Origin of the sequence: Stenotrophomonas bentonitica (assembly GCF_002887735.1) — a bacterium.
GTDB lineage: Bacteria > Pseudomonadota > Gammaproteobacteria > Xanthomonadales > Xanthomonadaceae > Stenotrophomonas > Stenotrophomonas bentonitica_A.
Genome location: NZ_PKQP01000001.1, coordinates 151,410 through 177,429, shown reverse-complemented (window position 1 = coordinate 177,429; position 26,020 = coordinate 151,410). Strand labels below are relative to the sequence as shown.

The 26,020-nt window shown below is 66.6% G+C and carries 26 protein-coding genes; 12 read left to right on the top strand and 14 right to left on the bottom strand.

What is annotated here, in order from left to right:
• Nucleotides 1-27: 27 nt before the first annotated feature.
• Complete coding sequence (locus C0R07_RS00805) at nucleotides 28-2,199, bottom strand: M3 family metallopeptidase (RefSeq protein WP_102788010.1); 2,172 nt, start codon at nucleotides 2,197-2,199, stop codon at nucleotides 28-30.
• 258 nt (nucleotides 2,200-2,457) lie between these two features.
• On the opposite strand from C0R07_RS00805, the gene C0R07_RS00800 reads away from it, so the two are divergent.
• On the top strand, nucleotides 2,458-2,940 hold the full coding sequence (locus tag C0R07_RS00800; protein WP_102788009.1) for a glutathione peroxidase: 483 nt from the start codon (nucleotides 2,458-2,460) through the stop codon (nucleotides 2,938-2,940).
• 120 nt (nucleotides 2,941-3,060) lie between these two features.
• Here C0R07_RS00800 and C0R07_RS00795 read toward each other — a convergent pair whose 3' ends face one another.
• From C0R07_RS00795 to C0R07_RS00775, 5 genes are all read right to left on the bottom strand, one after another.
• The gene (locus C0R07_RS00795; protein ID WP_102788008.1) at nucleotides 3,061-3,606 is read right to left on the bottom strand and encodes a TlpA disulfide reductase family protein; all 546 of its coding nucleotides are present in this window, start codon (nucleotides 3,604-3,606) and stop codon (nucleotides 3,061-3,063) included.
• A 203-nt stretch (nucleotides 3,607-3,809) separates the two neighbouring features.
• The gene (locus C0R07_RS00790; protein ID WP_019185907.1) at nucleotides 3,810-4,589 is read right to left on the bottom strand and encodes a ferredoxin--NADP reductase; all 780 of its coding nucleotides are present in this window, start codon (nucleotides 4,587-4,589) and stop codon (nucleotides 3,810-3,812) included.
• Nucleotides 4,590-4,684: 95 nt separating this feature from the next.
• On the bottom strand, nucleotides 4,685-6,556 hold the full coding sequence (locus C0R07_RS00785; protein WP_070470337.1) for an ABC transporter ATP-binding protein: 1,872 nt from the start codon (nucleotides 6,554-6,556) through the stop codon (nucleotides 4,685-4,687).
• A 234-nt stretch (nucleotides 6,557-6,790) separates the two neighbouring features.
• Nucleotides 6,791-7,234 carry a carboxymuconolactone decarboxylase family protein gene (locus tag C0R07_RS00780; protein WP_026070203.1) on the bottom strand — a complete coding sequence of 148 codons (444 nt, stop codon included), beginning with the start codon at nucleotides 7,232-7,234 and terminating at the stop codon, nucleotides 6,791-6,793.
• A 32-nt stretch (nucleotides 7,235-7,266) separates the two neighbouring features.
• Nucleotides 7,267-8,166 carry an RNA polymerase sigma-70 factor gene (locus C0R07_RS00775; protein ID WP_102788007.1) on the bottom strand — a complete coding sequence of 300 codons (900 nt, stop codon included), beginning with the start codon at nucleotides 8,164-8,166 and terminating at the stop codon, nucleotides 7,267-7,269.
• A gap of 154 nt (nucleotides 8,167-8,320) precedes the next feature.
• Here C0R07_RS00775 and C0R07_RS00770 point away from each other — a divergent pair, with 154 nt between their 5' ends.
• Nucleotides 8,321-9,838, top strand: coding sequence for a fumarate hydratase (locus C0R07_RS00770; RefSeq protein ID WP_019185911.1), 1,518 nt, complete (start codon nucleotides 8,321-8,323; stop codon nucleotides 9,836-9,838).
• Between the two features lie 102 nt (nucleotides 9,839-9,940).
• Here the strand turns inward: C0R07_RS00770 and C0R07_RS00765 are convergent, their stop codons facing one another.
• Nucleotides 9,941-10,576 carry a LysE family translocator gene (locus C0R07_RS00765; RefSeq protein ID WP_102788006.1) on the bottom strand — a complete coding sequence of 212 codons (636 nt, stop codon included), beginning with the start codon at nucleotides 10,574-10,576 and terminating at the stop codon, nucleotides 9,941-9,943.
• Nucleotides 10,577-10,736: 160 nt separating this feature from the next.
• On the opposite strand from C0R07_RS00765, the gene C0R07_RS00760 reads away from it, so the two are divergent.
• Both C0R07_RS00760 and C0R07_RS00755 read left to right on the top strand, forming a co-directional pair.
• Entirely contained in the window at nucleotides 10,737-11,372 is a 636-nt protein-coding gene (locus tag C0R07_RS00760) for a glutathione S-transferase family protein (RefSeq protein ID WP_102788005.1), read from the top strand.
• Nucleotides 11,373-11,428: 56 nt separating this feature from the next.
• Nucleotides 11,429-11,818 carry a hypothetical protein gene (locus C0R07_RS00755; RefSeq protein ID WP_146027574.1) on the top strand — a complete coding sequence of 130 codons (390 nt, stop codon included), beginning with the start codon at nucleotides 11,429-11,431 and terminating at the stop codon, nucleotides 11,816-11,818.
• A gap of 116 nt (nucleotides 11,819-11,934) precedes the next feature.
• Here C0R07_RS00755 and arsC read toward each other — a convergent pair whose 3' ends face one another.
• The 3 genes from arsC to C0R07_RS00740 form a co-directional block, all read right to left on the bottom strand.
• Nucleotides 11,935-12,288, bottom strand: coding sequence for an arsenate reductase (glutaredoxin) (gene arsC / locus C0R07_RS00750; RefSeq protein ID WP_102788003.1), 354 nt, complete (start codon nucleotides 12,286-12,288; stop codon nucleotides 11,935-11,937).
• Entirely contained in the window at nucleotides 12,288-13,454 is a 1,167-nt protein-coding gene (locus tag C0R07_RS00745; protein ID WP_070470322.1) for a phospholipase A, read from the bottom strand. Before C0R07_RS00745 ends, arsC begins: the two co-directional genes overlap by 1 nt.
• Before the next feature lie 153 nt (nucleotides 13,455-13,607).
• Nucleotides 13,608-14,093: a DUF456 domain-containing protein gene (locus tag C0R07_RS00740; protein WP_102788002.1), complete on the bottom strand. Its 486-nt coding sequence runs from the start codon at nucleotides 14,091-14,093 to the stop codon at nucleotides 13,608-13,610.
• 232 nt (nucleotides 14,094-14,325) lie between these two features.
• Between C0R07_RS00740 and C0R07_RS00735 the strand changes: the two genes are divergently transcribed.
• The gene (locus C0R07_RS00735; RefSeq protein WP_019185917.1) at nucleotides 14,326-14,529 is read left to right on the top strand and encodes a cold-shock protein; all 204 of its coding nucleotides are present in this window, start codon (nucleotides 14,326-14,328) and stop codon (nucleotides 14,527-14,529) included.
• 85 nt (nucleotides 14,530-14,614) lie between these two features.
• Here C0R07_RS00735 and C0R07_RS00730 read toward each other — a convergent pair whose 3' ends face one another.
• Together C0R07_RS00730 and C0R07_RS00725 are read right to left on the bottom strand one after the other, a co-directional pair.
• Nucleotides 14,615-15,100: a glycine zipper 2TM domain-containing protein gene (locus tag C0R07_RS00730; RefSeq protein WP_019185918.1), complete on the bottom strand. Its 486-nt coding sequence runs from the start codon at nucleotides 15,098-15,100 to the stop codon at nucleotides 14,615-14,617.
• A 118-nt stretch (nucleotides 15,101-15,218) separates the two neighbouring features.
• Entirely contained in the window at nucleotides 15,219-15,659 is a 441-nt protein-coding gene (locus C0R07_RS00725; protein WP_070470315.1) for a cytochrome c, read from the bottom strand.
• Nucleotides 15,660-15,755: 96 nt separating this feature from the next.
• On the opposite strand from C0R07_RS00725, the gene C0R07_RS00720 reads away from it, so the two are divergent.
• Complete coding sequence (locus C0R07_RS00720) at nucleotides 15,756-16,568, top strand: tRNA threonylcarbamoyladenosine dehydratase (protein ID WP_070425492.1); 813 nt, start codon at nucleotides 15,756-15,758, stop codon at nucleotides 16,566-16,568.
• A gap of 19 nt (nucleotides 16,569-16,587) precedes the next feature.
• Here C0R07_RS00720 and C0R07_RS00715 read toward each other — a convergent pair whose 3' ends face one another.
• Both C0R07_RS00715 and C0R07_RS00710 read right to left on the bottom strand, forming a co-directional pair.
• Entirely contained in the window at nucleotides 16,588-17,349 is a 762-nt protein-coding gene (locus C0R07_RS00715) for a TatD family hydrolase (protein WP_102788001.1), read from the bottom strand.
• Nucleotides 17,346-17,570 (bottom strand): DUF6116 family protein, encoded by a 225-nt coding sequence (locus C0R07_RS00710; RefSeq protein WP_070470309.1) that lies wholly within the window; start codon nucleotides 17,568-17,570, stop codon nucleotides 17,346-17,348. Before C0R07_RS00710 ends, C0R07_RS00715 begins: the two co-directional genes overlap by 4 nt.
• Before the next feature lie 159 nt (nucleotides 17,571-17,729).
• On the opposite strand from C0R07_RS00710, the gene C0R07_RS00705 reads away from it, so the two are divergent.
• The 6 genes from C0R07_RS00705 to C0R07_RS00680 all read left to right on the top strand — a co-directional run bounded on the left by C0R07_RS00705 (nucleotide 17,730) and on the right by C0R07_RS00680 (nucleotide 25,945).
• On the top strand, nucleotides 17,730-18,560 hold the full coding sequence (locus tag C0R07_RS00705; protein WP_019185923.1) for a glycine zipper 2TM domain-containing protein: 831 nt from the start codon (nucleotides 17,730-17,732) through the stop codon (nucleotides 18,558-18,560).
• Nucleotides 18,561-18,691: 131 nt separating this feature from the next.
• On the top strand, nucleotides 18,692-19,243 hold the full coding sequence (locus C0R07_RS00700) for a GNAT family N-acetyltransferase (RefSeq protein ID WP_046274182.1): 552 nt from the start codon (nucleotides 18,692-18,694) through the stop codon (nucleotides 19,241-19,243).
• A 109-nt stretch (nucleotides 19,244-19,352) separates the two neighbouring features.
• On the top strand, nucleotides 19,353-21,632 hold the full coding sequence (locus C0R07_RS00695) for a thiamine pyrophosphate-dependent enzyme (protein ID WP_102788000.1): 2,280 nt from the start codon (nucleotides 19,353-19,355) through the stop codon (nucleotides 21,630-21,632).
• Between the two features lie 3 nt (nucleotides 21,633-21,635).
• Entirely contained in the window at nucleotides 21,636-23,579 is a 1,944-nt protein-coding gene (gene asnB / locus C0R07_RS00690) for an asparagine synthase (glutamine-hydrolyzing) (RefSeq protein ID WP_070470303.1), read from the top strand.
• Between the two features lie 166 nt (nucleotides 23,580-23,745).
• Nucleotides 23,746-24,306, top strand: a complete 561-nt coding sequence (locus tag C0R07_RS00685; RefSeq protein ID WP_102787999.1) for an NADPH-dependent FMN reductase — start codon at nucleotides 23,746-23,748, stop codon at nucleotides 24,304-24,306.
• A 214-nt stretch (nucleotides 24,307-24,520) separates the two neighbouring features.
• Nucleotides 24,521-25,945 carry a replicative DNA helicase gene (locus C0R07_RS00680; protein WP_019185928.1) on the top strand — a complete coding sequence of 475 codons (1,425 nt, stop codon included), beginning with the start codon at nucleotides 24,521-24,523 and terminating at the stop codon, nucleotides 25,943-25,945.
• The last annotated feature ends 75 nt before the right edge of the window (nucleotides 25,946-26,020 follow it).

Here is a 26,020-nt window from a genome sequence, read left to right as displayed (position 1 = left end):
CGTTGCGCACGTCGTTGAGGCGGACGCTTACTTCTTGCCGTCACCCGAGGTCAGGCCGCGCTTTTCGAGCAGCGGCTCGATCTGCGGGGCATGGCCGGCGAAGTTCTGGAACAGTTCCATTGCATCCACGCTGCCGCCCTTGGAAAGCAGGGTCTGGCGGAAGTGATCGCCGTTCTTGCGGCTCAGGCCGCCGTTTTCGCGGAACCACTTCTGGGTGTTGGCGTCGAGCACTTCAGACCAGATGTAGGCGTAGTAGCCGGCCGAATAGCCGCCCATGATGTGGCTGAAGTACGGGGTCTTGTAGCGCGGCGGGACCGGCGCGTAGAAGATGCCGTCCTTGGCCAGGGCCTCGGCTTCGAACTTCATCACGTCCTTGGCGGCCGGGACCTGGTCCGGACCGATCTGGTGCCAGCGCTGGTCGAGCATGGCCGCACCGAGGTATTCGGTGGTGGCAAAGCCCTGGTTGAACTTGGCGGCGGCGACGACCTTGTCGAGCAGGGCCTGCGGCATGGCCGTGCCGTTCTGGTAGTGCTTGGCGTAGTTCTTCAGGATGACCGGGTCATCGGCCCACATCTCGTTGACCTGCGAGGGGAACTCGACGAAGTCGCGCGGCACCGAGGTGCCCGAGAAGTAGGGGTACTTCACGTTCGAGAACATGCCGTGCAGGGCGTGGCCGAATTCGTGGAAGGTGGTGGTCACTTCATCCCAGGTCAGCAGGGTCGGCTTGCCGGCCGGCGGCTTGGGGATGTTGAGGTGGTTGGCGACCACCGGCTTGAAGCCGGTCAGCTCGGACTGCGAGACGTACGAGTTCATCCACGCACCGCCGCGCTTGGAGGCGCGTGCGTACGGGTCGAAGATGAAGATCGCCAGCTGGCTGCCGTCGGCATCGAACACGTCATAGACGGTGACGTCGTCGTGGTAGACCGGCAGGTCGGTACGCTGCTTGAAGGTCAGGCCGAACTCCAGCTGGGCGGCGTGGAAGACGCCGTTTTCGAGCACGTTCTTCATTTCGAAGTACGGCTTGAGCTGGGATTCGTCGAAGTTGTACTTGGCCTGGCGGACCTTCTCGCTGTAGAACGCCCAGTCCCAGGCTTCCAGCTTGAAGGTGGGCTTGCCGGCGGCCTTCTGCTCCTTGTCGATCATCGCCTGCAGGTCGGCGGCTTCGCGCTTGGCGTTGGCGACGGCGGCCGGGGCGAGCTGGCCGAGCATGGCGTTGACCGCTTCGGGGGTCTTGGCGGTCTGGTTGGTCAGGTTGTAGGCGGCGAAGTTCGCAAAGCCCATCAGCTTGGCCTTGTCGGCACGCAGCTGCATGATGCGCGAGACCAGGGCGGTGTTGTCGTACTCACCGCCGCGGCTGCCGCGGGTGATGGAGGCTTCGTAGATCTTCTGGCGCAGGGCGCGGTTGGCCAGGTTGGTCAGCGGCGGCTGGCCGGTGGTGTTGAGCAGGGTGATGACGTACTTGCCGTCCTGGCCACGGGCCTTGGCGGCTTCGGCAGCGGCGGAGATCTGCTCCTGCGAGAGCCCGTCCAGGTCCTTGACGTCATCGACGGTGATCGCCGAGGCATTCACTTCGGCCAGCACGTTCTGGCTGAACTTGGTGCCCAGGTTGGCCAGCTCGGCGTTCATTTCCTTGAGCTTGGTCTTGTCCGCTTCGGACAGCTTGGCGCCGGCGCGGACGTAGCTCTCGTAGTACTTCTCGACCAGGCGCACGCCTTCGGCGTCGAGGCCGAGCTGGGTGCGGGTGTCATACAGGCTCTGGATGCGGGCAAACAGCTTGCCGTTCAGCGCGATCGCGTCGCTGTGCGCGGCGAAGCGGGCGGAGTAGTCGGCCTGCAGCTTCTTGCGTGCGTCGTTGGTGTCGGCACCGACCAGGCTGAAGAAGACGGTGGTGGCGCGGTCCAGGGTCTCACCGCTCTTCTCCAGGGCGATGAGGGTGTTGTCGAAGGTCGGCTTGGCCTTGTTGTTGGCGATCGCCTCGACTTCCTTCAGCTGCTGGGCCATGCCGGCGTCGAAGGCGGGCGCGAAGTCGCTGTCCTTGATCTTGTCGAACTGCGGGAAGTGCAGCGGCAGCGGGCTGTCGGCGAAGAACGGGTTGGCCTGCTGGGCGGTGGTCGCGGCCGGGGTGGCGGCGGTGGCGGAATAGGCGGGCAGGGCCAGGCCGAGGGTCACGGCGACGGCGAGGGCAAGACGGGTGGTCAAGGGGAATTCTCCGGTCAGACAAGTCTTTGAGGGTAACCCGGGCCGTTGGGGAGCGGCTTGTGTCGAAAGGCATGTTTTGGCCAGGCCAGGGCATTGCGAAGGGTGCGGCCACTGCAAGAGCCAGCCCGGTCGTTGCCGTCCCGAGGCGTAGTGCCGGCCGCTGGCCGGCTCCTCGGGCCACCGGCCGGCTCCTCAGCCCACCCGGCCGAATACGCTGGGCGAGCTAAGATGAGAGGCCTTTCCACCGGAGCCTCTGCCATGACCACTGCCTTCGATTTCCCGTTCGTGGATCTGTCGGGCCAGCCACAGGCGTTGGCGCAGTATCGGGGCAAGGTGTTGCTGCTGGTCAATGTGGCCAGCAAGTGTGGCTTCACGCCGCAGTACGAGGGGCTGGAGGCGTTGTGGCGGGAATTCGGGCCGCGCGGGCTGGTGGTGATCGGGTTTCCCTGCGATCAGTTCGGGCACCAGGAGCCGGGCGATGCGGCGCAGATCGGGGAGTTCTGTTCGCTGACCTATGGGGTCAGTTTCCTGATGTCGGACAAGGTGGAGGTCAACGGCGCGGGCGCTGATCCGCTGTGGCAGTGGCTCAAGGCCGAGAAGGCCGGGGTGCTGGGCACGCGCGGGATCAAGTGGAACTTCAGCAAGTTCCTCGTCGGTCGCGACGGGCGGGTGTTGCAGCGCTATGCACCGACCGGCAAGCCCGAGTCGCTGCGCGGCGACATTGAGGCGGCGCTGGCGTAGCGCCGGGCTCTGCCCGGCTCCGTGATCCCGGTAGTGCCGGCTGCTGGCCGGCTCCTCGCATCACCGGTTCGCCCAACGTTCCAGCCACGCATGGCGTGGCTCTACACCGCAGCGGTGGAATCAGCCGCCTGCTTTCCGGTTGCGCACGTCTTCGGGCAGGAGGGAGAGAATGTCGTCGACGATTTTCGGCAGACTCTGCTCGGAGTAGCCGCGATGCACGCCGGCGATGCTGCCGTCGTGGCCGATGATGAACATGTGCGGGATGGTCTGGATGCCGTACTGGTCGCTGACCTCGCCCTTGGCGTCGTGGATGTAGTCCAGTGGCGGGGCTTTGCGGCTGCGGGCGATGGCGGCGAAATCGGCGCGCGGTTCCTTCAGGTTCACCGCGTAGACCTGCAGCGCGTCATGCCCGATGACCTCCTGCAGCTGGCCCAGGATCGGCAGTTCCTTGCGGCACGGTCCGCACCACGAGGCCCAGAACGTGACGATGACGACCTTGCCGCGCTGGCTGGCCAGGTCCACCACATTGCCCTGGCGGTCCTTGCCCAGGATCTGCGGCGGGATATCGCCGGCTTTCGGTGAGGGCGTTGCGGGCGCGGCGGCGCTGGCAGCCAGGCTCATGGCGAGCAGCAGGCAGGCGAGGGCGGGGCGGATCTTCCTGATCATCGGTACGGCTCCAGGTCAGGCCCGGCCGTTGCCGGGCTGACGCGGAATATAGCCCAACGTGAATGCGATCGTTGCCGCGAGAGCCGACCAAGGGTCGGCTCTACGCGGCAGGGCCGCGGTCGGCGAATCAGCCCCGTAGAGCCGGGCTCTGTCCGGCTGGCGCGCAGGTTGGTCGATCAGCCGGGCGGAGCCGAGCGCCGCGATTACTTTTCGACGAAGGCGCGTTCGAAGACGTAGTGGCCCGGGGTGCCGATGCGCGGGGAGGTCTGGAAGCCGCGGCTGTCCAGCACGGTGCGCAGGTCGGCCAGCATCTGCGGGCTGCCGCAGATCATGGCGCGGTCGTTTTCCGGATCCAGCGGCGGCAGGCCGAGGGTCTTCTGCATCTCGCCGCTTTCCATCAACGAGGTCAGCCGGCCCTGGTTGGGGAAGGCTTCGCGGGTCACGGCCGGGTAGTAAAGCAGCTTGTCGCCGATCATCTCGCCGAGGAACTCGTGCTCGCGCAGTTCCTTCTCGAACAGGTCGCGGTAGGCCAGGTCCTTTTCGTAGCGCACGCCGTGGGTGAGGATCACCTTGTCGAAGCGCTCATAGGTTTCCGGGTCCTTGATCACCGACAGCCACGGCGCCAGGCCGGTGCCGGTGCCGAGCAGGTACAGGTGCTTGCCCGGGTGCAGGTCGCTGATCAGCAGGGTGCCGGTAGGCTTCTTGCCGACCAGCACCTTGTCGCCCGGCTTGATGTGCTGCAGGCGCGAGGTCAGCGGGCCGTCCTGCACCTTGATGCTGAAGAACTCCAGGTTTTCTTCCCAGTTGGCACTGGCGATGGAGTACGCGCGCAGCAATGGGCGCGCTTCGGTTTCCAGGCCGATCATCACGAACTGGCCGTTCTCGAAGCGGAAGCCGCTGTCGCGGGTCGTGGTGAAGCTGAAGTAGGCGTCGGTCCAGTGACGGACCTCAAGCACCGTTTCGGCGCCAAAAGCGGAAGACATGGGGGTGGGGTTCTGGTCGGTTTCGTCGGGTCTAGTTTATCTCAAATGAGATAAATTCTCATTGACTGGCCGGACAGGCCTGTCGTGCCTGGGTTTCAGCGGTAACCGGCCGCCTGCAGTTCGAACAGTTCGGCATACCGGCCGCCCTGGGTCATCAGCTCGGCATGGGTGCCGCTGGCCTCGATCCGGCCGCCGGCCAGCACCAGGATACGGTCGGCCATGCGCACCGAGGAAAAGCGGTGCGAGATCAGCACCGCAGTGCGGTTGTCGGACAGTTCCTTGAAGCGCTGGAACACCTCGAACTCGCTGCGCGCATCCAGCGCCGCGGTCGGTTCATCCAGGATCATGACCTGCGCATCGCGCATGTAGGCCCGCGCGATCGCAATCTTCTGCCACTGGCCACCGGACAGGTCCACGCCCATCTTGAAACGGCGGCCGATCAGCTGGTCGTAGCCACCGGGGAGGCCGGCGATCACCTCATCGGCCATGCCGCGCCGGGCGGCATCGCGGATGCGGGCGTCGTCGCCCATCGCCTCGACCAGGCCGACGCCGATGTTCTCGCCGGCGCTGAGGTTGTAGCGCACGAAGTCCTGGAAGATCACGCCCATGTTGGCGCGCAGGTCATCCAGGTCGTAATCGCGCAGGTCGCGGCCATCGAGCAGGATGCGGCCTTCGTCGGGGTCGTACAGGCGGGCCAGCAGCTTGACCAGGGTGGTTTTGCCGGCACCGTTCTCACCCACCAGCGCCAGTACTTCACCGGCACGCAGGTCGAAATCCAGATGCCGCACCGCCCAGCTTTCGGCGTCGGGATAGCGGAAACCGACGTTCTCGAACACGAAGCCCTGGGTGATCGGCTGCGGGATGGCGATGGCATCCGGGCGCGAGTGGATTTCCGGTTCGATCTGGAAGAACGAGAACAGATCGTCCAGGTACAGCGCCTGGCCGGCAACCTGTGAAAAGCCGATCAGCAGGCCTTCCAGCAGCTGGCGCAGGCGCAGGAAGCTGCCGGCCAGGAAGGTGAGGTCGCCGATCGAGAAATCGCCGCGCACGGTGCGCCAGGCGATGTAGGCGTAGGCGGCGTAATAGCCCAGCGTACCGAGTGCTGCCAGCAGCGTGCCCCAGATCGCACGCTTGCGGGCCAGCGCACGGTTGGCCAGATAGAACTTCTCGGCGAGTAGTTTGTAGCGATCGATCAGGAAGCGATGGAGGTTGAAGATCTTCACCTCCTTGGCGGTCTCCACGCTGGCCCCGATCTGGCGCAGGTACTCCAGCTGGCGGCGCTCGGGCGTCCACTGGAAGTTGAGGCTGTAGCCGGCTGCGTTGAAGTGCGATTCGCCGATGAAGGCCGGGATCAGTGCTACCGCCAGCAGCAGGATCAACCACGGCGCGTACACGATCAGGCCGACCGCGAGGCTGGCCACCGTGATGCTGTCCTGCACCTGGCCGAACAGCTGGCTCATCAGGTTCATCCGGCCCATGGTCTGGCGCCGTGCCCGGTCCAGTTTGTCCTGCAGGTCGGGGTCTTCGAAATCCTCCAGGTCCAGCTCGGCGGCGTGTTCCATCAAGCGCACGCTGGTGACGTTGGTGAACAGCTCCGACAGCAGGGTATCGGCGTAGCTGACCATGCGGCCGAGCAGGTCCGAGGCCATCGCCAGGCCGAACTCGAGCGCGAGCAGGCCCAGCAGGGGATTGAGCAGGCCACTGGACAGCGCCTCGCCGAACGGCGGGAAGCCGGCATCATGCTGGCTGAGCTGCACGGCGGCATCGATGATCAACTTGCCGACATAGAGCATCGCCACCGGCAGCAAGGCACGGATCACACGCAGGCCGAGACTGGCCAGGGTCAGCCCGGGGCTGGTCTGCCAGACCTGGCGCAGGAACGGGGGCAGGTTGCGCATCGCATTGACGCGCTCACGCAGGCTGGGATTCTTCTGGCCGGGTGCACCGGCAGCGGGGGAGGCGGGCATGGGCGGTATTGTGCGCGCCGTGACCGTGGTTGATGCATGAAGTCAGTGCCTGCGCAGATTGCCGACGCGTACGCCCCGCAGAACGGTGCAGCTGGTACACCGCTACCCGGTAGTGCCGGCCGCTGGCCGGCTCCAGGTGGCATCCAGCATCGTGCGGAGCCGGCCAGCGGCCGGCACTACCCGTGCAGCACGACGATCGTGCGGAGCCAGCCAGCGGCCGGCACTACCCGTGCCTTATGGCAGCGGCGGCAGCAGGCCGGCGCCGAGGCGGTTCCAGGCGTTGATCACCGCGATGCCCATGCTCAGGTCGCTGATGCCCTTCTCATCGAAATGCGGTGCCAGGGCGTCGTACGCGGCATCGGACGGCGCCGCGCTGCTCAGCCGGGTCAGTGCTTCAGCCCAGCCCAGTGCGGCGCGCTCGCGTGCATCGAAGAAGCGGCTCTCGTGCCAGGCTGGCAGCGTATCGAGCTTGCGCGGTTCGATGCCGCCCTTGCGCAGGGTGGTGGCATGCATGTCCATGCAGTAACCGCAGCCATTGATCTGCGAGACACGCAGGAACACCAGCTCCATCAGTACCGGATCGATCGAGCTGTCGTGCACGGCCTTGCTGGTGGCCAGCAGGCCCTTGAAGGCCTCGGCGGCGAGGCGGGTGTATGGAACGCGCGGTGAGGTGGACATCGGGGACTCCATGACGGCCGCAATGGCCGTCTTCATCTGGAGGACGCGCCAGCATCGCGCGCTGTGACAAGGGCGGTGAGTTTTTCCGGATTGAGCACGCTGAGCACGCGCACGATCCGTCCGGCATCGACCGTGATCATCGTCACCGAGTGCAGCTGGTCGCCCGCGAAACGCAGGATCGCCGGCTCGCCATTGACCTGGCCGAGCTGCGCCGGATGCTGGCCGTTGCGGCGCGCGATCGCCCAGTACAGCTGCGCGATGCGCTCGGCGCCGAGCAGGGGGCGGATCGCTGCGGTCACGCGGCCACCGCCGTCGGAGATCATCTCGGCATTGGCATCGAGCAGGGCGCGGATCGCTTCCAGATCACCCTGCTGCGAGGCGGCCATGAAGCGCGCCAGCAGGTCGCGCTGCTGGGCGGGCGAGACCGTGAAGCGTGGGGCGCCCGTCTGCAGTCGCTGCCGCGCCCGGTGCACCAGTTGCCGGCAGTTGGCGGGGGAGTGCTCCAGCAGGGGCGCGATGTCCGGGTAGTCGTAGTCGAACACATCCTTGAGCAGGAAGGCGGCGCGCTCATCCGGCTTGAGCTGCTCCAGCAGTGCCAGGAAAGCCACCGAGACCTCATCGGCGAGGGCATGGCGCTGGGCCGGGTCCTGCAGCGGGTCCGGGTCCAGGGCGATCTCCAGCGGCTCGGGCAGCCACGGCCCGACGTACTCCACGCGCGCGCTGCGCAGGGCGCGCAGCCGGTCCAGGCCGAGCCGGGTGGTGGCCGTCACCAGCCAGCCCTCCGGGTCTCGGATCCCGCCGGTGTCGGCGCCCTGCCAGCGCAGCCAGGCGTCCTGGACGATGTCCTCGGCGTCGCTGCGGCTGCCCAGCAGGCGGTAGGCCAAGGCGAACAGGCGGGGGCGGTGGGTCTGGAAGGTATCGGTCGGGGTCATGCCAGGAGGACGCGGCCGGGCAGGCCGCTGTGACAAGGCGGGGCGCCCACTTTGCACCAAACCCCGCCACCGCGAGCGATTCTCAACGCCGCCGGGCGGTAGTTGTTAAAATCGGCGGTTCAACCCCCGCCAGCCTCCAGCAAGCGAGCAAGTCGTGACATCGATCAAGCAGGAAGACCTCATCCAGTCCATCGCCGACGCGCTGCAGTACATCTCGTACTACCACCCGGTCGATTACATCAAGAGCCTCAACGCTGCCTATGAGCGCGAAGAGTCGCCGGCCGCGAAGGAGGCGATGGCCCAGATCCTGATCAATTCGCGCATGTGCGCCGAAGGCCACCGGCCGATCTGCCAGGACACCGGCATCGTCACCGTGTTCCTGGAAATCGGCATGAACGTGCGCTGGGACGACGCCACGATGGGCGTGGAGGACATGGCCAACGAAGGCGTGCGCCGCGCCTACAACTATCCGGACAACAAGCTGCGCGCCTCGGTGCTGGCCGATCCGGCTGGCAAGCGCATCAACACCAAGGACAACACCCCGGGCGTGGTCAACGTCAAGGTGGTGCCGGGTGACACCGTCGAGGTGATCGTCGCGGCAAAGGGCGGCGGTTCGGAAGCCAAGTCCAAGTTCGCCATGCTCAACCCGTCCGACTCGATCGTGGACTGGGTGCTCAAGACCGTGCCGACCATGGGCGCCGGCTGGTGTCCGCCGGGCATGCTCGGCATCGGCATCGGCGGCACCGCCGAGAAGGCGATGCTGCTAGCCAAGGAGTCGCTGATGGAGCCGATCGACATCAACGAGCTCAAGGCCCGTGGCGCCTCCAACCGTGCCGAAGAACTGCGCCTGGAACTGTTCGACAAGGTCAACGCGCTGGGCATCGGCGCGCAGGGCCTGGGCGGCCTGACCACCGTGCTGGACATCAAGGTCAAGGACTTCCCGACCCACGCGGCCAACCTGCCGGTGGCGATGATCCCGAACTGCGCGGCCACCCGCCATGCGCATTTCACGCTGGATGGCAGCGGCCCGGTGATGCTCGATCCGCCGTCATTGGAAGACTGGCCGCAGATCACCTATGACGCCTCCAAGGGCACCCGGGTCGATCTGGACACGATCACTCCGGAAGACGTCGCCAGCTGGAAGCCCGGCCAGACCCTGCTGCTCAACGGCAAGCTGCTGACCGGCCGCGACGCCGCGCACAAGCGCATGGTGGAGATGCTGGACAAGGGCGAGCCGCTGCCGGTCGACCTCAAGGGCCGCTTCATCTACTACGTCGGCCCGGTCGATCCGGTGCGCGACGAAGTGGTGGGCCCGGCTGGCCCGACCACCGCGACCCGCATGGACAAGTTCACCCGCCAGGTGCTGGAACAGACCGGCCTGCTGGGCATGGTCGGCAAGGCCGAGCGCGGCCCGGCGGCGATCGAGGCGATCCGCGACAACAAGTCGGCCTACCTGATGGCGGTCGGCGGCTCGGCCTACCTGGTCTCCAAGGCGATCAAGGCGGCCAAGGTGGTCGGCTTCGCGGATCTGGGCATGGAAGCGATCTACGAGTTCACCGTGCAGGACATGCCGGTGACCGTGGCGGTGGATTCCACCGGCGAGTCCGTGCACCAGACCGGCCCGCGCGAGTGGCAGGCCCGCATCGGCAAGATTCCGGTCGTCGTCGCCTGAGGCTTCCCGTCGCGATAACGCTGCACACGAAAACGGCGCCCCAAGGGCGCCGTTTTTCGTGGCTGAGGCGGGCAGGCACCGACCGTTGGCCAGTGCTTCTCCTCAGCGGCGCGCGTCCACCAGCATGCGCACCGCCAGCGCGCCGAGCACCGTACCCATCAGGCCGCGCTGCACCGTCTGCCAGCGCGGGCGTCCGGCCAGGAAGGTGGCAATACTGCCGGCGGCCAGTACGATCGGTGCGTTGACACTGACGCTGGTCGCGATCTGCACCAGCCCGAGCACCACCGATTGCACCATCACGCTGCCATGCCCATGGGGCTGGATGAACTGCGGCAGCAGCGAGAGATACATCACGGCGATCTTCGGATTGAGCAGCGCGGTGAACAGCCCCATGCCGAACAATCTGCGCGGGCTGTCATGGTCCAGCGTGCGCAGCTGGAACGGCGAACGTCCGCCAGGGCGCAGCGCCTGCCAGGCCAGGTACAGCAGATACGCCGCGCCGGCGAAACGCAACACATCGTAGGCATGCGGCACTGCCATCAGCAGCGCGGTGATGCCCAGTGCCGCGCACACCAGGTACACCAGAAAACCCAGCGCGACACCGCCCAGCGAGATCAGCCCGGCGGTGCGTCCCTGGCAGATCGAGCGCGAGATCAGATAGATCATGTTCGGCCCGGGCGTCAGCACCATGCCCAGCGAAATCAGACCGAAGGCGAGCAGAGCGGACGAATCGGGCATGGGAGGATCCTGGGCTGGCGGCGGGGCAGAAGACGCATTCTGCGAGCGTCCGCGGCGCAGTGGCAGAGACAGAACGCGTCCCCATCGCCCGTGCTCTGTACCCATGTGATGGCACGGAGCGCGGGCGCATACTGTGCGCCTCCCTCAAGAGGCCCTGAGCATGCGCACCACGTTGTATGGATCGCCGAGTACCGCCGCCCTGGTCGTCCATTGGCTGTTGCTGGAACTGCAGATCGAGCACGATCTGGTGCTGTTGGATTTCGACAAGCGCGAGCAGAAGGATGCCGCGTATCTCGCCTTGAATCCGGCGGGCCTGGTGCCGACGCTGGTGCTGGACGGGCAGGTATTGACCGAAGCGGCAGCGATCGCGCTGCATCTGGCAGACCGCCATCCGGAAGCGGCCCTGCTGCCAGCCCCGGGGACTGCCGACCGTGCCGAGGCGTACCGCTGGATGTTCTGGTGCGCCAATACCGTGCAACCGGCGTACCGGGCGTGGTTCTACCCGCAGGAAATGGCGGGCCCCGAGCACGTGGACGCGACCCGCCAGCGGGCGCGCGAGCGGCTGGAAGGCGCGTGGCAGCACCTGGCCGAGCATCTGTCCACGCGCGGGCCGTATGTGCTGGGCGACGCGTTGAGCGTCGTCGATTTCATGCTGGTGATGCTGATGCGCTGGTCGCGCAACATGCCCACGCCGAGTGACACCTGGCCGGCGTTGAAGGCCTACGCCGATCGTCTGAAAGCCCGGCCGGCGTTCGCCGAGGTCTACCGGCGCGAGGGCATCACCGACTGGCGCTGAGGTCGATGGCAGGTCGGAAAGAAGTGCTGCTAAAGTCGGGCGTGTGCCGTTCAAGGATGATCGCGATGGGCGTAAAAGGGAGCGTGCTGTTGCTGTTGCTGTTGCCGTTACTGGTGATGGCGGGGCTGGCCGGGTGCGCGGGCTACGAGATCCAGCCCCCGATCAGCGCTACGGGACAGCAGTGCATGCAGACCTGCGATGCGCGGCGGGATCAGTGCACCTGGCAGGCAGAGGCGGTGGCGCGTTCGGAGGGCGATTCGTGTGCCTTCAGCCAGCAGCGGCTGGCGAGCCGCTGTTCGGCGTATACCAGCGAGAGCGACCGGCACCGCTGCGAAACCGCCAATGGCGGCACGAGCTGCATCACTCCCACGGCCAACACCTCGCCATGCAGGGAGCGCTGGGAGCTCTGTGCACTTGACTGTGGCGGGACGATGGTGGAGCGCTGACCGCCTGTCTGCAAAGCTGGCCGGCAGTGCTGTTACCGCAACCGGCTGCCCGCACTGACCTGCGGCGAGGATAACAACCGGTGTACCAGCCGCTGCGGAGCAGCTGAGGCGCAGCCTTACGCCGGCAGGATCTCCAGCACCGTCTCCGGCGGCCGGCACAGGCGTGTCCCGCGCGGAGTCTCCACGATCGGGCGGTTGATCAGCTCCGGGTGGGCGACCATCGCGTCGATCAGCGCGGCATCGGAAAACGCGGCGTCGTCCAGCCCGAGCGAACCATAGGCCGGCTCCTTGCTGCGCAGCAACGCCCGCGGGGCGATGCCCATGCGCGTGATCAGGGCGGTCAACGTAGTACGGTCCGGCGGTGTCTTCAGGTATTCGATCACCACCGGCTCGATGCCGTGCTCACGCAGCAGTTCCAGCGCCCCGCGTGAATTGCTGCAGCGCGGGTTGTGCCAGATCGTCACCGCCATCAATACCACTCCAGCAGCGACACACCCAGGCCCACATACGTGGCCTTGTGGTTGTAGTCGATCATGCTCTCGCCGTAGCCATCGAAGATCTGCACGTGACCGCGCAGCAGGTTGCTGATCGGGAAGCCGTAATCAAGCTGCAGCGCACCGTGCGAGCGATCACCGCCACGCAGCGAGTGCCGCGCCATCAGCGAGACCTCGTGACCGTTCTTGTTCCAGGTCAGGGTGGCGTCGCCGCGGCCCATGTAATCGGAGATGTCCGGGTTGTTGTCGTCCTTGCGGTCTTCCGGGATGCGATACCACGGGCGCAGGACCAGCGCCCAGTTCTCGCGGTCCAGGCCGACGGTGGCGATCACCCGGTTCCAGCTGCGCGACAGGGGATCGGCGCGGCCGTTGGACATGTGGTTGACACTGATCCCGCTCATGCGCCCGCGCCAGCCGCCGATCGAGTAGCCGTTGCGGAACATCAGCATCACTTCCGGCTCGTAATTGGTCTCACGGAACGGACGCGAGTTGTCGGCGTTGTAGGCCTGCCAGCGCGAGCTCTGCGTGTAGCCGGCCCAGATGTCGCCGTTGTCGCCGAACAGGTTTTCCACGACCTTGGTCTTGAAGCTGAGCTGGAACTTCAGTTCCGCGCTGTCCAGCTGCTGCGAGGTGGTGACCGTATTGACCGGATTGGGCGACTGCGGCATCTGGTTCTTGTCGCTGGTCCAGAAGGCGGGCAGCAGGTAGACCGGCTTGTAGGCGCGCAGCTGGAAGGCGCCCAGCTTGGAGTCCTGGGCCAGTTCCCAGCGGCTGTCCAGCAGCGAGCCCTTGCCAGCGTTGGCCAAGGCGTCCTGATGGCCGTCGTTCTTGAACACCTCGCCAAGACGCTGCTTCACCCGCTGTGCCGCAGGCGCATCGGCATCGGCCCCGCGTGCGGCCTGGCGCTCTTCGCGGCGTTCCTGCTTTGCGGCGGTGGCCGCCGCATCGGCGGCCAGGGTCACGTCCGGCGTACGACCAAACAGCGTGTCGTAGCACGCCAGACGCGCCGCGTCGGTGTCCACCAGTGCGCAGGCCTCCGGTGACGCCGGCTTCGGTGCCGCCTCCTGTGCTGCAGCGGGCAGGGCGGTGCCGGCCAGGGCCAGGGCAGTGAACAGGGCGGAGCGGGAATAGGGCAGGGTCATGGGAGCAGGGCCGCGTGACAAAAATGAATGGGTCTGATCGCACAGTGTCGCCGCTGCCCGGCATTCCTGCCAGCACGCGATGCCATCGATCTGACCGGGTTTATGCCGGTCAGTGGTGTGCTCGGGGTGTGAAAGTCTGCGGGGCGTGGGGAATCAGAAGATCCAGGCAAAGGCGAACAGGCCCAGCATCGCGATCACCAGCGCCAGCTTCAGGGCGAATCCGAGCAGGATGCCCAGCCACGTCGCCAGGCCCACCTTCGTGGACCGCCCGAGCTCGCGTGTGTGCCAGTACTCGCCCAGCAGGGCGCCGGCCAACGGCCCGACGAACAGACCGATCGGCATGAAGAACACGCCGGCGATGCTGCCCAGGAACGTACCCCACAGGGCCTTGCGGCTGGCACCTACGCGTTGCGCGCCGACCACGGTGGCCAGGATGTCCACGGCGAAGGAAACCAGCGTCAACAGGCCGAGCAGCGTCAGCGGCAGCCAGCCCACATGCACGAAGCCATCTGCCCATGCGGCCAGCAGCAGGCCGGCGAACACCAGGGGAATGCCAGGCAGGGCAGGGAGGATGATGCCGGCGATGCCGACCAGCACCAGCAGGACGGCTAGCAGATACAAGATGAATGAAGGGTCCATGCTGTCCAGTATGGTTCCTGAAATGGGGTTGACATCGCAAGCTTTTGGCTAGTTGCTTTTTCGTTTTGCTCGGGTTAAGTTGCAGGCGCTGAGCTTGGCAAGGTCACCGTGGATCGTGGCCTGATGATGGTAGATCTTCCGGATCCGCTGCATCGTTGCACCTCGCTTCCCCCTTGCTGTCAGCCGCCTGTACGGGTGTATCCAACAACAAGACAGTTAGGGAGTAGCTGAGATGGCTGAGAAGGGCACCGTCAAGTGGTTCAACGACGCGAAGGGTTTCGGGTTCATCAGCCGTGAGAGCGGCGAAGATGTATTCGTGCACTTCCGCGCGATCGAATCCCAGGGCTTCAAGAGCCTGAAGGAAGGTCAAGCGGTCGAGTTCGAAGTGGTGACTGGCCAGAAGGGCCTGCAGGCCGACAAGGTCAAGCCGCTCTGAGCGCACGCCGGGTCCTGCCTGGTTGAGACATGAAAAGGGCCCGCGCAAGCGGGCCCTTTTCATTGCACGCCGTGTGCGGGGCAGATCAGCGCAGGATCACCTTGCCGTTGACCACGCGGACATAGGTGTTCTCGCGGATCCCGCCCAGATCGCGCTGGTTGACCACGACCGTGCGACCGTCATCCATGCGTACCGTGATGTCGAAGGTATCGCTGGTCACGTTCTTCTGGATCTGGTTGCCGGCCAGTGCACCACCCACCGCGCCTGCGGCGGCGGCGATGTTCTTGTTGCCTCGGCTGCCGCCGGTGTGGTCGGAGATTTCATGGCCGGCGACCGCGCCGACGATGCCACCCAGGACCGCGCCGGTCGCGCTCGGCGCGCTGCGGCCCGAAGCGACCTGGTTGATGCGGGTCACGATGCCGCAGTCAGCGCAGCGATTGGTGTTGTAGTTGCCGCCGGAATTGCCGTAACCGTTGTTGTAGCCACTGCTGCCGTAGCCCGGCGAGGTGGTGGCACAGCCAGCCAGGGCGACGGTGGCAACAGCAGCGGCGGCGATCAGTTGAATCTTCATGGTGTATCTCCTGGCCAGAGGGGTGGTCGAATGCGTCTGGTGCGCATGGGGCAGATCGTGTCCTGTGCTGCGTGAACAGCGTGCCAATCCCGGGCTGCCAGCGTGGCTGGAAGATGAATCAGCGGAAATCCTGGTGGCAGGCCTTGCAGTCGGTCTGGATCTTTTCCACCAGCGTGGCCATGCCCGGGCAGTCGGTCGGCGGCGCGGCCAATGCCTCGTTGAGCGTGGCGCGCAGGGCGCTGGCGTGCTGCTGGAAGCCCTGGCTGTCCTTCAGGCCGGGAAAGGCCAGGTCCAGATCATTGGACAGCGAGCGCAGGGTCTGCAGCCGCGGCACGGTATCGGCCAGGCTGCAGCGGTTCTGCGCCTGCGCCGCCTGCAGCAGCTCCACCTGGCGGTTCATCACGTGCATCAGCGCATCCGGGAAGGGATCCTGGCGGGCCTGGATGGCGCGCGAGATCATCACCGTGGCGATCAGGCCGATCACCAGCCCGAGCAGGCCGACGAACAGGTAGCGATAGGCGGCGGAGGGGCGGCGGGACGGCGTCACGGGGTCGTTCATGGTGAAGGCTTCCTTGAGAGGTGGCTGCGGCGATGGTACGACGCGTCCTGTCCACGGCGCGTACCGGCGCTGGCCTGCGCGCATTAAAATGTCCGCATGAACGACGTACTGCGCGAACGATTTGCCGGCATCGACCGGTTGTATGGGGTAGGCACCGTGGATCTGCTCGCCACCCGCCGGGTGGCGGTGGTGGGCATGGGCGGGGTTGGCTCGTGGGTGGTGGAAGCGCTGGCGCGCACGGCGGTCGGGCATCTGACCCTGATCGATGCCGACGACATCTGTGTCTCCAACACCAACCGCCAGCTGCCCGCGCTGGCCGGCCAGTACGGCCGCAACAAGGCCGAGGCGATGGCCGAGCGCTGTCGCGCGATCAACCCGGACATCAGCGTCGATGCGATCGCCTCGTTCCTGACCGTGTCCAACATGGTTGAGCTGCTGGACCGCGATTTCGATCTGGTGATCGATGCGTGCGACAGCTTCCGGGTCAAGGTCGAGACCATTGCCTGGTGCCGCCGCCGCAAGCTGCCGATCCTGACCGTGGGCGCTGCCGGCGGCCGTACCGATCCCACCCTGGTGCGGATCCGGGACGTGTCGCGCACCGAGCACGACGCGATGATGGCGCTGATCCGCAAGAAACTGCGCAGCGACTTCAACTTCCCCAAGAACGCCTCGCGCTACTTCGGCGTGCCGGCGGTGTACTCGCTGGAAAACGTGAAGTATCCGCAGGCCGATGGCAGTGTCTGCGGCATCCGCCCGAACCTCGGCGCGGACGCGGCGCTGAAGCTGGACTGCGGCGCGGGCCTGGGCGCGGCCACCCACATCACCGGTGCGTTCGCGTTTGCGGCGGTGGGCAAGGCGCTGGAGATGTTGATGAAGCCGAAGAAGGGTGCAGCGGCCGCCGAGGCTTGATCCGGGCGGACCGGTCCACTCACAGGCCGAACAATGCCTCGGCATTGGCCGTGGTCTGCGCGGCAATCACCGCGGCCGGCTCCCCGCGCAGCCGCGCCACCGCCTCCAGGATCACCGGCAACCGCGCCGGCTCATTGCGCTCGCCGCGGATGCCTGCATCCGGCTGGTCCGGTGCGTCGGTCTCCAACAGCAGCTGCTCCAGGGGCATGTTGGCCACCAGGCGGTGCAGGCGCTGGGCGCGGTCATAGGTCAGCGGGCCGCCCAGCCCGATCAGGAAGCCGAGCTGGTGCAGTTGCCGCGCCTGCTCGGGGCTGCCGGAGAAACTGTGGACCACGCCGCGCAGCCCGCCGATCTGCTTGATCGCCGCGATCACCGCATCCACCGCGCGGCGCGCATGCACGATCACCGGCAGGTCGAATTCGCGCGCCAGCCTCAATTGGCCGAGGAAGTAATGCTGCTGGGTGTCCGGGTCCAGCCCTTCGACGAAGAAATCCAGCCCGCACTCGCCAACCGCGCAGGGGCGCTCGCGCTCGAGCCACGCGCGTAGTTCGTCCAGGTGCTCGGGGCGGTGCTGATCCAGGAACATCGGGTGCAGTCCGTATGCCGGGTGCAATCCGTCGGCCAGCCTGCAGGCCTCCCGCAGCCCGGGCCAGCTGGCGGCGGTGACGGCCGGCACCACTTGCGCGAAAACACCCGCCGTGCGGGCGCGTGCGATCACCTCGGCGCGATCGGCATCGAACTCCCCCGCATCCAGGTGGCAATGACTGTCGATCAACCTCACGCGCGGCGCTTGCTCGGCAATGGCGGTGGCGTCGGGTCGCCGCGTCGTTTCCAGTTGGCCAGCAGCAGCGTGCCCAGGCCGAACAGGATTTCATCCACGAACGGCAGCGGGTCGGGGATCACCAGGGTCACCGCGAACAGCGCGGCCGTGATCTTGAACAGGGTGGGGTAGCGCAGCCGACGCGCCCATTCCAGCACCGGCAACAGTATGGGATTGGACATGGGGCACTCCTGGGCAGATGCTGTAAACGCTATCACGAGCCTGGGGCTCACCGAACCTGAATGGGCGGGAGGATGTTCACGATCCGTCGAGATTCCGTTCAGGCTGGCCGTGCTGGAATTCACTCAAGAACGTTGCGGATCGTCCGCAAGGAGCCGGTTATGAAAAGTACAACTACTACTGCTTTGGTCGCTGCAGGTGCGCTGCTGGTCGGCGGGATCGCCACTGCTGCCTTCATGAAGGGCGGCAGTGCCTCGCCCGACGCGGTGACCGCTGCTCAGACCCGGCCCACCCTGGACACCACGCCGCTGGCCGATGACGGCGCGCGCACCGACCAACTGGCCATCGAAGACAAGGCCGGCAAGCTCGAGTACGCCGACATCGTCAAGGTCGATCCGCTGACCAGGAAGGAAAAGGCCTACGCCACCGTGATCGGCACCGAGCCGGTGCGCGAGACGTCCAGCACGCAGACGCCGCATGAAGTCTGCCAGGACGTGGTGGTCCAGGAACGCCTGCCCGAACGCGACGGCAATGTTGGCGGTACCGTCGCCGGTGCCGTGATCGGCGGCCTGCTGGGCAACCAGGTCGGCGGTGGCAATGGCCGCAAGGCAGCCACGGCCGCCGGTGCCGTTGCCGGCGGCATGATCGGCAACCAGGTGGACAAGCGCCATGTGGGTGGCCGCGTGGTCAACCGTACCGAGCGCCAGTGCCACACCGAGACCGCGACCTCCGAGTCGACCCGGGTGACCGGCTACAACGTCACCTACCGCAATGAGGATGGCACCACCGGCACGATGCGCATGGCCAGCAAGCCGGGCAACCGCATCCCGATGGGCACCACCAATGCGGTCACCGGCTACAACGTGACCTACCGTTACGACGGCGCCGAAAAGACCGTGAAGATGGACAACAAGCCGAGCAGCGATCGCCTGCCGGTGATCGACGGTCAGCTGGTCACCCAGACCGCCGCGCTGGGCGCGAACAACCAGTAAAGCGCAGCCGTTCGAACGCACCACCAACACGCCGGCAACTGCCGGCGTGTTGCGTTGTGGGGAACGGTGCACGGCATGCCGGTGGCTGCGTCTGCGATCATGGCGGTACACACGCAACAGACGAGGACGCCATGAGCATTTTCGACCTCCAGCTGGAGACCGAGCGCCTGATCCTGCGCCCGCCACGCGCCGAGGATTTCGATGATTTCCTGCGCTTCTGCTCGGACCCGGAGGTGATGCAGCACCTGGGTGGCGTGCAGGCCCCCTCCCAGGCATGGCGCAGTTTCAGCTGCCTGGTGGGCAGCTGGCACCTGTATGGGTTTTCGATGTTCTCGGTGATCGAAAAAAGCAGCGGTGAGTGGGTTGGCCGCATGGGCCCGTGGCAACCGCTGGACTGGCCGGGCACCGAGGTCGGCTGGAGCATCCGCCGCGAGAGCTGGGGCAAGGGCTATGCGCCCGAAGCGGCGGTGGCCAGCATGGACTGGGCGTTCGACACGCTCGGCTGGGAAGAGATCATCCACACCATCGATGCGGCCAACGAAAACTCCAAGGTGGTCGCGCGCAAGCTCGGCAGCTCGCTGCTGCGTATGGGCGAGCTGCCGCCGCCGCACGCCGGCAAGCCGATCGAGATCTGGGGCCAGTCACGGCAGCAGTGGCAGCAGCGTCGGGCCACGCAGCGGTGATGCTGCACCCGCGCTTGGCAAATGCGATGGGGTGAGGCCAGACTCGGCATCGTGGGCAGGCCGCCCCATCCGGTTGTCCGCCTACGCAACACGTCACGGAGGCTGATGCATGTTTGCCGTGGTTCCCGATCCGATTCCCGCGCGCATGAAGGGCCTCAACCGGGCCGAAATCTGCGACGCCAACTTCATTGATTTCGTGCAGCAGTGGCGCGGCGATCCCGCGCCGACGCCGGCACCCGACGCGCCGATCCTGCCCGGCAGCACCCTGGATGCGCAGGGCTTTGCCGAACTGTTCGAATCACAGCTGATCAGCCGCCACCTGGACCTCATGGCGCGTGTACTGCGCGTGCAGAACAAGGTCTTCTATACGATCGGTTCGTCCGGCCATGAGGGCAATGCGCTGGTGGCACGGTTGGCGCGGCATACCGATCCGGCGTTCCTGCATTACCGCTCCGGCGGTTTCATGGCCGAGCGCTTCCGCAAGCTGCCGGGCATGGACCCGGTGATGGACGCGGCGCTCTCGTTCGCGGCCAGCCGGGACGATCCGGCCAGCGGTGGGCGCCACAAGGTGTGGGGCAGCAGACCACTGTGGGTGCTGCCGCAGACCTCCACCATCGCCTCGCACCTGCCCAAGGCCCTGGGCACGGCGCTGGCCATCGAAAGTGGGCGACGCATCGGCCACACGCTGCCGATTCCCGGCGACAGCGTGGTGATCTGCTCCTTCGGCGATGCCTCGGCCAACCACGCCACCGCGCAGACTGCGTTCAACACCGCCGCGTGGGCGGCGTACCAGCGGCTGCCGGCACCGATCCTGTTCGTCTGCGAGGACAACGGCATCGGCATCTCGGTGAAGACCCCGGATGGCTGGATCGCGCAGAGTTTCGCGCACCGCCCGGGCCTGGATTATTTCTACGCTGACGGCCTGGATCTGGTGGAGGGGCATGCACAGGTGGAGCGCGCGCTGGCCCATTGCCGGCAGACCCGGCGGCCGACCTTCCTGCACCTGCGCACCACGCGTTTGATGGGCCACGCCGGTACGGATTTCGAAATCGAATGGCGGCCGTTGCCGGAGCTGTGCGCGGCAGAAGCGAGCGATCCCCTGCTGCGCTCGGCGGCGATCGCGATGCAGTCCGGCTGGATGACCGCCGCGCAGGTGCTCGATCTCTACGAACGCGTGCGCGCGCGCTGTTTCGCCGCGGCCGCCGAAGCGGATCGACGGCCGAAGCTGACCGATCTGGCCGAGGTCGTGGCGCCGCTGGCGCCGTACTCGCCGGCGGCCGTCCAGGCAGAAGCCACGCGCACGGCCGCTGATGAGGCGCGCGTCGCTGCGTTTGGCGGTGCGGCGCAGCTGCCCGAAACACAACCGCCGCGCCACCTGGCGATCCAGATCAACCAGGCCCTGCACGATCTGATGGCCAAGTACCCGGCCACGCTGCTGTTCGGTGAGGACGTCGCGCAGAAGGGCGGGGTGTATACGGTCAGCAAGGGCCTGCTCAAGGCGTTCGGCCCGCGCCGGGTGTTCAACACCCTGCTGGACGAAACCATGATCCTGGGCATGGCGCAGGGCCTGGCCAACCTGGGCATGCTGCCGATTCCCGAGATCCAGTACCTGGCCTATCTCCACAACGCGGCCGACCAGCTGCGGGGCGAGGCGTGCTCGCTGCAGTTCTTCTCCAATGACCAGTACCGCAACCCGATGCTGGTGCGGATCGCGGGGCTGGGCTACCAGAAGGGCTTCGGCGGGCATTTCCACAACGACAACTCGATCGCCGCGCTGCGCGACATCCCCGGCCTGGTGGTCGGCTGTCCCTCGCGCGGCGACGATGCGGCGATGATGCTGCGCACCTTGGCCGCGCTGGCGACGGTCGATGGCCGGGTCGCGGTGTTCCTCGAGCCGATCGCGCTGTACATGAGCAAGGACCTGCACGCGCCGGGCGATGGCCAATGGCTGTTCCCGTATCCGGCACCGGACCAGGCACTGGTGCTCGGCGAGGGCCGGGTCTACGCGCCGGAGGCCAGTGACCTGGTCATCTTCACCTATGGCAACGGCGTGCCGATGAGCCTGCGTGCGGCGCGGGCGATCGAGCAGCAGCTGGGCTGGCAGGTGCGGGTGGTCGACCTGCGCTGGCTGGTGCCGCTCAACGCCGGGTTCATCAGCGGCCAGGCCGCCGATGCCCAGCGCGTGCTGGTGGTCGATGAGGGCCGGCACAGCGCCGGGGTGGGGGAGGGCGTGATCACCGCCCTGGTCGAGGCCGGGCTGGGGCACCTGCCGATCCAGCGGGTGTGCGGGGCCGATACCTACACGCCACTGGCGGGGGCAGCATTGTGCGTGCTTCCAAGCGACAATGCGGTATTGAACGCCGCCCTCGCGCTGGCGCAGGACCATTGATACATGTGTGGATTGGCAGGCATGCTGCTGCCCGCTCCGGCAAGGGAGCAGGCAGCACTGGAAGAACAGGCGCGGCGCATGGGCGACGCATTGGTGCACCGTGGCCCGGATGACAGCGGGGTATGGGCCGATGCCTCGGCCGGCATCGCGCTGGCGCACCGCCGGCTGAGCATCCTGGACCTGTCGCCGCTGGGCCATCAGCCGATGACCTCGGTCGATGGCCGCTACGTGCTGGCCTACAACGGCGAGGTCTACAACTTCGCCGAGCTGCGCGCCGAGCTGGAAGCGCTGGGGCATGCCTTCCGCGGCCATTCGGATACCGAAGTGCTGCTCGCCGCGATCACCCAGTGGGGCTTCGAGGAAACCCTGCAGCGCAGCAACGGCATGTTCGCCATCGCGCTGTGGGACCGCGCCGAGCGCTGTCTGTGGCTGGCCCGCGACCGGGTCGGCAAGAAGCCGCTGTACTACGGCTGGGCCGGTGAGACGCTGGTGTTCGGCTCCGAGCTCAAGGCCCTGTGGCAGCACCCGGCCTTCGACAACGAGGTCGACCGCGATGCGCTGACGCTGCTGCTGCGGCTGGATTACATTCCCGCGCCGCACTGCATCCACGAGCGCTGCTTCAAGCTGATGCCCGGCCGCGTGCTGCGGCTGGATGCCGAGGCGGTCGCCGCCGGCGCTGCCGCGCACCGTCCGGATCAGCTGCAGCAGCCGTTCTGGAATGCGCGCGAGCGCATGCAGCAGGCGCTGGCCGCCCCGTTCACGGGCAACGATGCCGAGGCCGAAGAACGCCTGGATGCGGTGCTGCGCGACGCGGTGGCGCTGCGCATGGTGGCCGATGTGCCGGTCGGCGTGTTCCTCTCCGGCGGTACCGATTCGTCGGTGGTGGCGGCGTTGATGCAGGCGCAATCGAGCCAGCCGGTGCACAGTTTCAGCATCGGCTTTACCGGTTCGGACCATGACGAGGCGCCGCTGGCCAAATCGCTGGCCCAGCACCTGGGCTGCGATCACACCGAGCTGTATGTCAGCGGCGCCGATGCGTTGGCCGTGGTGCCCAGCCTGCCGGCGATGTTCGATGAACCCTTCGCCGATGCCTCGCAGGTGCCCACGGCGCTGGTCGCCAGGCTGGCGCGGCAGGGCGTGACGGTGGCGCTGTCCGGTGACGGCGGCGATGAACTGTTCTTCGGTTACACCCGCTACCAGCGGGCGATGCGCAACTGGCGGCTGCTGGGCAAGGTGCCGGCGCCGCTGCGGCGCTGGATGGCCAGCCATTCACACACGCAGGGCGAGGCCTCGCGCACCGGTGGGCTGGCCGCGCTGCTGGCCGAGTCGGGCGCGCGCGGCATCGGCGATGTCTACCGCAACCGGATTTCCCGCTGGCGCGACCCGGTCGCTGCGGTACGTGGCGCGCAGGCGGCCGGCAGCTTCTACGACCTGGCCGATCCGCTGCACGGTGCTGGCTCGCCGGCCGACGCGATGATGCTGGCTGATTTCAGCACCTACCTGCCCGATGACCTGCTGTGCAAAGTGGACCGCACCAGCATGGCGGTCAGCCTGGAAGCCCGTGCACCGCTGCTGGACTGGCGCGTGGCCGAGTTTGCCTGGTCGCTGCCGATGGCGATGAAGCAGCGCGATGGCGTGAGCAAGTACCTGCTCAAGCGCGTGCTGGGCCGCTACGTGCCGCAGGACATGGTGCACCGCCCCAAACGTGGCTTTGGTGCCCCGGTCAGCGCGTGGCTCAAGGGCGACCTGCGCGGCTGGGCCGATGAACTGCTGGATCCGGCGCGGCTGGCCGAGGAGGGCGTGTTCAATGTCGAGGCGGTCGCCCCGCTGTGGCAGCAGTTCAAGCAGGGCGAGCGCAAATGGCACACGCACCTGTGGAACGTGCTGATGTTCCAGGCCTGGCAGGCGCATTGGCGCAACGCACGCGCGGACGTGACGCGCGCATAGCGCTACGCGTGCGGGTCCGGACACGGAAGGCAGCCACCCATGGGGTGGCTCTACCGTATGTGGTGTCGGCCGTAGCGCCGCGCCATGCGTGGCTGACGTCGCCTTCACCGTTGCCGAAGGTAGGTCCGCCTAGGCTGGACCTTTCCCCCCCAACGGAGCAAACGTGATGGCCGAATACAAGATCGCCGTACTCGTCGGTAGTCTGCGCAAGGGCTCGCACAATCAGGCGTTGGCGCGCGCGCTGGAGAAGCTGGCCGCCGGCAAGGCGGCGTTCTCCTACGTGGAGATCGGCGACCTGCCGCTGTACAACCAGGATTTCGACAAGGACTACCCCAGCCAGGGCGTCCGCCTTAAACAGCAGATCCGTGACGCCGATGCGGTGCTGTTCGTCACCCCCGAATACAACCGCTCGGTGCCGGGCGTGCTCAAGAACGCCATCGACCTCGCCTCTCGCCCGTATGGCGACAGTGCCTTCGCCGGCAAGCCGGCGGCGGTGATCGGTGCCTCGATCGGCGTGATCGGCACCGCCCTGGCCCAGCAGCACCTGCGCAACATCCTGGCCTACCTGGACATGCCGGTGCTGGGCCAGCCCGAGGCCTTCCTGCACTTCAAGGAAGGGCTGATCGACGAGCAGGGCACGATCAGCAACGAGGGCACCAAGGACTTCCTGCAGGGCTTCGTGGACAGGTTCATCGCCTGGGTCGGCACCCACGGCGGCACGCACTGATCCACTGCGGGAGGGTAGCGCTTCTGCGATAATGGCGTGGACGGGCGTCGCAATGGCGTCCGTCGCACGCACTGCGACGGCCCCGGCCGATCGTTCCGGCAGGCGCCGGTATCCCCAGCTCATCCACTGCTTATCCACAGGTTTGTGCATGGCTGCGGGGCTCCCCGCGTGCCTACCATGTCCCACGCCTCACACTGCAGGAAGTACGCCCCCCATGTCCGCCCGTTCTGGTTTCCGTTCCGACCGCAAAGACCGCGGTGACCGCTTTGATCGCGATGAAATGCGCATCGACGCCCTGCGCGTGCCGCCGCATTCGATCGAGGCCGAGCAGGCGGTGTTGGGCGGGCTGATGCTGGCCCCGGAAAGCTATGACCGGGTCAACGACCAGCTGACCGAAACCGACTTCTACCGCCGCGATCACCAGATGATCTACCGCGCGATCCGCGAGCTGTCCGAGCGCGACCGCCCGTTCGATGCGGTGACCCTGGGCGAGTGGTTCGAATCGCAGGGCAAGATGGAGCTGGTCGGCGATGGCGCCTACTTGATCGAACTGGCCAGCACCACGCCGTCGGCCGCCAACATCGCCGCCTATGCGGAGATCGTGCGCGACAAGGCGGTGCTGCGCCAGCTGATCCAGGTCGGCACCGACATCGTCAACGACGGCTTCCAGCCTGAAGGGCGCGAGAGCAGCGAGCTGCTTTCGGCCGCGGAAAAGTCCGTGTTCGCGATCGCCGAGCAGGGCGCGCGCGGCCGCACCGATTTCGTGGCGATGCCCGGCGCGCTGAAGGATGCCTTCGAAGAGCTCCGCATCCGCTTCGAGAACGGCGGCAACATCACCGGCCTGCCAACCGGGTATGCCGACTTCGACGCGATGACCGCCGGCCTGCAGCCGACCGACCTGATCATCCTGGCCGCGCGTCCGGCCATGGGCAAGACCACCTTCGCGCTGAACATCGCCGAGTACGCCGCGATCAAATCCAAGAAGGGCGTGGCGGTGTTCTCGATGGAAATGTCGGCCTCGCAGCTGGCGATGCGCCTGATTTCCTCCAATGGCCGCATCAACGCCCAGCGCCTGCGTACCGGCCAGCTGGAAGACGAGGACTGGAGCCGCGTCACCGGCGCGATCCGGATGCTGAAGGAAACCAAGATCTTCATCGACGATACGCCGGGCGTGTCGCCGGAAATCCTGCGCTCCAAGTGCCGCCGCCTCAAGCGCGAGCACGACCTGGGCCTGATCGTGATCGACTACCTGCAGCTGATGAGCGTGCCGGGCAACAGCGAAAACCGCGCGACCGAAATCTCGGAAATCTCGCGTTCGTTGAAGGGCCTGGCCAAGGAGCTCAACGTGCCGGTGATCGCCCTGTCCCAGCTCAACCGCTCGCTGGAAACGCGTACCGACAAGCGCCCGGTGATGGCCGATCTTCGCGAATCCGGCGCTATCGAGCAGGATGCGGACATGATCGTCTTCATCTACCGCGACGATTACTACAACAAGGAAAACTCCCCGGACAAGGGCCTGGCCGAGATCATCATCGGCAAGCACCGAGGCGGCCCGACCGGCTCGTGCAAGCTCAAGTTCTTCGGTGAATACACCCGCTTCGACAATCTGTCGCACGATTCGGTGGGTTCGTTCGAGTAAGCGGCCGGGGCATCGCGCATTGGCCTGCACCGTGATGGCGCCCACAAACCGCTAAAGATCCCCTGCGCCGGGCCG

What these genes read in the sequence shown, in the direction of transcription:
- C0R07_RS00800 (WP_102788009.1), top strand. Translation starts at nt 2,458, where the DNA reads ATGACCACTGCCTTCGATTTCCCGTTCGTGGATCTGTCGGGCCAGCCA.
- C0R07_RS00795 (WP_102788008.1), bottom strand. Translation starts at nt 3,606, where the DNA reads ATGATCAGGAAGATCCGCCCCGCCCTCGCCTGCCTGCTGCTCGCCATG.
- C0R07_RS00790 (WP_019185907.1), bottom strand. Translation starts at nt 4,589, where the DNA reads ATGTCTTCCGCTTTTGGCGCCGAAACGGTGCTTGAGGTCCGTCACTGG.
- C0R07_RS00785 (WP_070470337.1), bottom strand. Translation starts at nt 6,556, where the DNA reads ATGCCCGCCTCCCCCGCTGCCGGTGCACCCGGCCAGAAGAATCCCAGC.
- C0R07_RS00780 (WP_026070203.1), bottom strand. Translation starts at nt 7,234, where the DNA reads ATGTCCACCTCACCGCGCGTTCCATACACCCGCCTCGCCGCCGAGGCC.
- C0R07_RS00775 (WP_102788007.1), bottom strand. Translation starts at nt 8,166, where the DNA reads ATGACCCCGACCGATACCTTCCAGACCCACCGCCCCCGCCTGTTCGCC.
- C0R07_RS00765 (WP_102788006.1), bottom strand. Translation starts at nt 10,576, where the DNA reads ATGCCCGATTCGTCCGCTCTGCTCGCCTTCGGTCTGATTTCGCTGGGC.
- C0R07_RS00760 (WP_102788005.1), top strand. Translation starts at nt 10,737, where the DNA reads ATGCGCACCACGTTGTATGGATCGCCGAGTACCGCCGCCCTGGTCGTC.
- C0R07_RS00755 (WP_146027574.1), top strand. Translation starts at nt 11,429, where the DNA reads ATGATCGCGATGGGCGTAAAAGGGAGCGTGCTGTTGCTGTTGCTGTTG.
- arsC (WP_102788003.1), bottom strand. Translation starts at nt 12,288, where the DNA reads ATGGCGGTGACGATCTGGCACAACCCGCGCTGCAGCAATTCACGCGGG.
- C0R07_RS00745 (WP_070470322.1), bottom strand. Translation starts at nt 13,454, where the DNA reads ATGACCCTGCCCTATTCCCGCTCCGCCCTGTTCACTGCCCTGGCCCTG.
- C0R07_RS00740 (WP_102788002.1), bottom strand. Translation starts at nt 14,093, where the DNA reads ATGGACCCTTCATTCATCTTGTATCTGCTAGCCGTCCTGCTGGTGCTG.
- C0R07_RS00735 (WP_019185917.1), top strand. Translation starts at nt 14,326, where the DNA reads ATGGCTGAGAAGGGCACCGTCAAGTGGTTCAACGACGCGAAGGGTTTC.
- C0R07_RS00730 (WP_019185918.1), bottom strand. Translation starts at nt 15,100, where the DNA reads ATGAAGATTCAACTGATCGCCGCCGCTGCTGTTGCCACCGTCGCCCTG.
- C0R07_RS00725 (WP_070470315.1), bottom strand. Translation starts at nt 15,659, where the DNA reads ATGAACGACCCCGTGACGCCGTCCCGCCGCCCCTCCGCCGCCTATCGC.
- C0R07_RS00720 (WP_070425492.1), top strand. Translation starts at nt 15,756, where the DNA reads ATGAACGACGTACTGCGCGAACGATTTGCCGGCATCGACCGGTTGTAT.
- C0R07_RS00710 (WP_070470309.1), bottom strand. Translation starts at nt 17,570, where the DNA reads ATGTCCAATCCCATACTGTTGCCGGTGCTGGAATGGGCGCGTCGGCTG.
- C0R07_RS00705 (WP_019185923.1), top strand. Translation starts at nt 17,730, where the DNA reads ATGAAAAGTACAACTACTACTGCTTTGGTCGCTGCAGGTGCGCTGCTG.
- C0R07_RS00700 (WP_046274182.1), top strand. Translation starts at nt 18,692, where the DNA reads ATGAGCATTTTCGACCTCCAGCTGGAGACCGAGCGCCTGATCCTGCGC.
- C0R07_RS00695 (WP_102788000.1), top strand. Translation starts at nt 19,353, where the DNA reads ATGTTTGCCGTGGTTCCCGATCCGATTCCCGCGCGCATGAAGGGCCTC.
- asnB (WP_070470303.1), top strand. Translation starts at nt 21,636, where the DNA reads ATGTGTGGATTGGCAGGCATGCTGCTGCCCGCTCCGGCAAGGGAGCAG.
- C0R07_RS00685 (WP_102787999.1), top strand. Translation starts at nt 23,746, where the DNA reads ATGGCCGAATACAAGATCGCCGTACTCGTCGGTAGTCTGCGCAAGGGC.
- C0R07_RS00680 (WP_019185928.1), top strand. Translation starts at nt 24,521, where the DNA reads ATGTCCGCCCGTTCTGGTTTCCGTTCCGACCGCAAAGACCGCGGTGAC.